4 protein-coding genes are annotated in these 3,756 nt (G+C 73.0%); all 4 read left to right on the forward strand.

From position 1 onward, the window contains the following. A partial coding sequence (lnt, locus tag VIU94_RS43685) for an apolipoprotein N-acyltransferase (protein ID WP_331921127.1) occupies positions 1–1,007 on the forward strand: 1,007 nt, incomplete at its 5' end. A 57-nt stretch (positions 1,008–1,064) separates the two neighbouring features. Continuing rightward, entirely contained in the window at positions 1,065–1,547 is a 483-nt protein-coding gene (locus VIU94_RS43690; protein WP_331921129.1) for an NUDIX hydrolase, read from the forward strand. A gap of 55 nt (positions 1,548–1,602) precedes the next feature. Then, positions 1,603–2,430 (forward strand): 3-hydroxybutyrate dehydrogenase, encoded by an 828-nt coding sequence (locus tag VIU94_RS43695; RefSeq protein ID WP_331921131.1) that lies wholly within the window; start codon positions 1,603–1,605, stop codon positions 2,428–2,430. 56 nt (positions 2,431–2,486) lie between these two features. After that, on the forward strand, positions 2,487–3,756 hold a 1,270-nt coding region (locus VIU94_RS43700; protein WP_331921133.1), incomplete at its 3' end, for a GAF domain-containing protein.

Here is a 3,756-nt window from a genome sequence, read left to right on the forward strand (position 1 = left end):
GCACCGGCCGGCTGCCGCGCGGACCGCTCACCGCCGCCGTCCTCGCCGTGCTCGTGCCGGTCGCCGGCGCTGCCGCCGCGCTGCCGCTGGTCGACGCGGGCGCGGAGGACGGCACCGCGACCGTCGCTGCGATCCAGGGCAACGTCCCCCGCCTCGGCCTGGACTTCAACGCCCAGCGCCGCCAGGTCCTCGACAACCACGCCAACCGCACGGCCCAGCTCGCCGAGGACGTGGCGCGCGGAACGGCGAAGCGGCCCGACTTCGTGCTGTGGCCGGAGAACTCCTCCGACATCGACCCGTTCGCCTACCCCGACGCGTACGGCGTCATCGACCGGGCGGTGAAGAAGATCGGCGCGCCCACCGTGATCGGCGCGGTGCTCGCCCCCGACACCGGCAAGCTGCGCAACACCCTCATCGAGTGGCAGCCGAACCGGGGTCCGGTCGCCACCTACGACAAGCGGCATGTGCAGCCGTTCGGCGAGTACATCCCGATGCGGTCCTTCGTACGGATCTTCAACAGCAACGTGGACCGGGTCAGCCGCGACTTCGGACCGGGTGCCAAGATCGGCGTCTTCGACCTGGCGGGGACCCAGGTCGGGCTCGCCACCTGCTACGAGGCCGCCTTCGACTGGGCGGTCCGGGACACCGTCACGCACGGCGCGCAGCTCATCGCGGTGCCCAGCAACAACGCCACCTTCGGGCACAGCGAGATGACGTACCAGCAGCTCGCGATGTCCCGGGTCCGGGCGGTCGAGCACAGCCGCTCCGTGGTCGTGCCCGTCACCAGCGGGGTCAGCGCGATCATCGAGCCGGACGGGCGGGTCGTCCAGAAGTCGGCGATGTTCACCCCGGACGCGCTGGTGGCGGACGTGCCGCTGCGCTCCTCGCAGACCCCGGCCACCCGGCTCGGCATCGTGCCGGAGATGCTGCTGCTCGGCCTCGCGGCCGCCGGTCTGGGCTGGTCCGCGGTGCGCGCCCGCAAGGCGCGCGGCGGCCGGACGGCCTGAGAGGCAGCTCTGCCGATTTCTCCGACCCTAGATCCACAAGGATTTAGGGTCGCAGGCATGGGTACTCCCGATTTCATTCGCGAGCTGCGCGCCACCGCCGGCCACCAACTGCTGTTCCTGCCCGGAGTGAGCGCCGTCGTCTTCGACGACCGGGGGCGGGTGCTGCTCGGCCGCCGGGCGGACAACGGTATGTGGGCGATCATCGGCGGCATCGTCGAACCGGGCGAGCAGCCCGCCGCCTGCGCGGTCCGCGAGGTGTACGAGGAGACCGCGGTGCGCTGCGTGGCGGAGCGGGTCGTGCTCGTCCAGACCCTGCGGAAGCCGGTCGTCTACCCCAACGGCGACCAGTGCCAGTTCATGGACGTGACCTTCCGCTGCCGGGCCGTCGGCGGCGAGGCGCGGGTCAACGACGAGGAGTCCACGGACGTCGGCTGGTTCGAGGTGGACGCGCTGCCGCAGATGAAACGGTTCTCGCACTTCCGGATCGAGCAGGCGCTCGCCGACGAACCGACATGGTTCGACCCCATCCCTCCCCAGTGAAGTATGGGTGCGGACCACATCGGTGACCGGTGCGGTGGTTCATAGGGTGCGGAACATGACCGCCCCCATCGCACCAGGTCCCGCACCGGCGTCCGCATCCGCGAGCGCGCCCGGTTCCGTCACCCTCGACCTCGCCGGCCGCACGGCGCTCGTCACCGGCGCGGCCGGCGGCATCGGCCGTGCCTGCGCGCTCCGGCTCGCGGCCGCCGGGGCCCAGGTCAGAGCCGTGGACCGGGCGGCCGACGGGCTGGACGCCCTCGCCGAGCGGGCCGCCGGGCTGCCCGGCGCCGTCGAGCCCCAGGTCCTCGACCTCACCGACCTCGACGCCGCCGAGGCGGCGGCCGCAGGCACGGACATCCTCGTCAACAACGCCGGACTGCAGCTGGTCCGCCCCATCGAGGAGTTCCCGCCCGACGTCTTCCACACCGTCCTCACGGTGATGCTCGAAGCACCGTTCCGGCTGATCAGGGGCGCGCTGCCGCACATGTACGCACAGGGCTGGGGCCGCATCGTCAACGTCTCCTCCGTCCATGGGCTGCGCGCCTCTGCCTACAAGTCCGCCTATGTGGCGGCGAAACATGGGCTCGAAGGGCTCTCGAAGACCGCCGCCCTGGAGGGGGCGCCGCACGGCGTCACCTCGAACTGCGTGAACCCCGGCTACGTCCGCACCCCGCTCGTCGAACGCCAGATCGCCGACCAGGCCGCGGCCCACGACATCCCCCCGGAGCGGGTCCTCACCGACGTCCTGCTGAAGGACTCGGCGGTCAAGCGGCTCATCGAGCCCGAGGAGGTCGCCGAGGCCGTGCTCTACCTCTGCGCCCCCCAGGCATCCTTCATCACCGGCATCTCGCTCACCCTGGACGGCGGCTGGACCGCCCACTGATGTCCACCGTCCACAGGGCTGGTGCGATCACCCGTACGACAGGTATCCCTGTGTCCATGTCCCAAGAACAGGCCTCCTACCTGGAGCTCCTCGCCCGCGGAGCGGCGGCGGAGGCGTACGACAGGCCCGCGCTGCTCGCCCGTGCGGGCGGCGCGGGTCCCGAGGCGCTGGCCGAGCTCGAGGAGGCCAAGCAGCTCGCGCTGCGCGTCCGGGCCGAGCTGGAGGGCAGGCGCCGCCGCGAGGCCGAGCTCTCCGCGCTCTTCGAGACCGCCCACGACCTCTCCGGGCTGCGCGACCTCGACGCGGTGCTCCGCGCCATCGTCCAGCGCGCCCGCTCGCTTCTCGGCACCGAGGTGGCCTACCTCAGCCTGAACGACCCGGCGGCCGGGGACACCTACATGCGAGTCACCGAGGGCTCCGTCTCCGCCCGCTTCCAGCAGCTCCGGCTCGGCATGGGGGAGGGCCTGGGCGGACTCGTCGCCCAGACCGCCCGGCCCTACGTCACCGACGACTACTTCGACGACGAGCGGTTCCAGCACACCCGCACCATCGACACCGCGGTACGGGACGAGGGCCTCGTCGCCATCCTCGGCGTGCCGCTCACCCTCGGCAGCCAGGTCATCGGCGTGCTGTTCGCGGCCGACCGGCGGGCCCGGGTCTTCGAACGGGGCCAGGTCGCCCTGCTCGGCTCCTTCGCCGCGCACGCCGCCGTCGCCATCGACACCGCCAACCTGCTCGCCGAGACCCGCTCCGCCCTCGCCGAGCTGGAGCGGGCCAACGACATCATCCGCGAGCACAGCGCCGTCCTCGAGCGCGCCTCGGAGGTCCACGACCGGCTCACCGAGCTCGTGGTGCACGGCGGCGGGGTGCACGACGTGGCCGACGCGGTCTCCGAAGTCCTCGGCGGTGCCGTCGAGTTCACCGACGAGCCGCCGGGCCCCGCGAGACTCTCCGGCGGTCATGCGGTCCGCGACAAGGACGAGTGGATCGCCGCCGTCTCGGCCGGCGGCGAGGAGTTCGGCGCGCTGGTGCTCCGCGGCCAGCCCGACCTGGACCCCGTCGACCAGCGCACGCTGGAGCGCGCCGCGCTGGTGACCTCCCTGCTGCTGCTCGCCCGCCGCTCGGCCGGCGAGGCCGAGCAGCGCGTCCGCGGCGAACTGCTCGACGACCTGCTCGACGCCCCGGACCGGGACCCCCGGCTGCTGCGCGAGCGGGCCGCCCGGCTCCGTACCGACGTCGACGCGCCCCATGTGGTGCTCGCCGCGCGCATGGACCGCGCCGGAGCGGGCGCCGAACCGGTCGCCGGGGGCCGCGAGAGCGCCGACC

Source organism: Streptomyces sp., assembly GCF_036566765.1.
Taxonomy (GTDB): Bacteria; Actinomycetota; Actinomycetes; order Streptomycetales; family Streptomycetaceae; genus Streptomyces.

What these genes read in the sequence shown, in the direction of transcription:
- VIU94_RS43690 (WP_331921129.1), top strand. Translation starts at nt 1,065, where the DNA reads ATGGGTACTCCCGATTTCATTCGCGAGCTGCGCGCCACCGCCGGCCAC.
- VIU94_RS43695 (WP_331921131.1), top strand. Translation starts at nt 1,603, where the DNA reads ATGACCGCCCCCATCGCACCAGGTCCCGCACCGGCGTCCGCATCCGCG.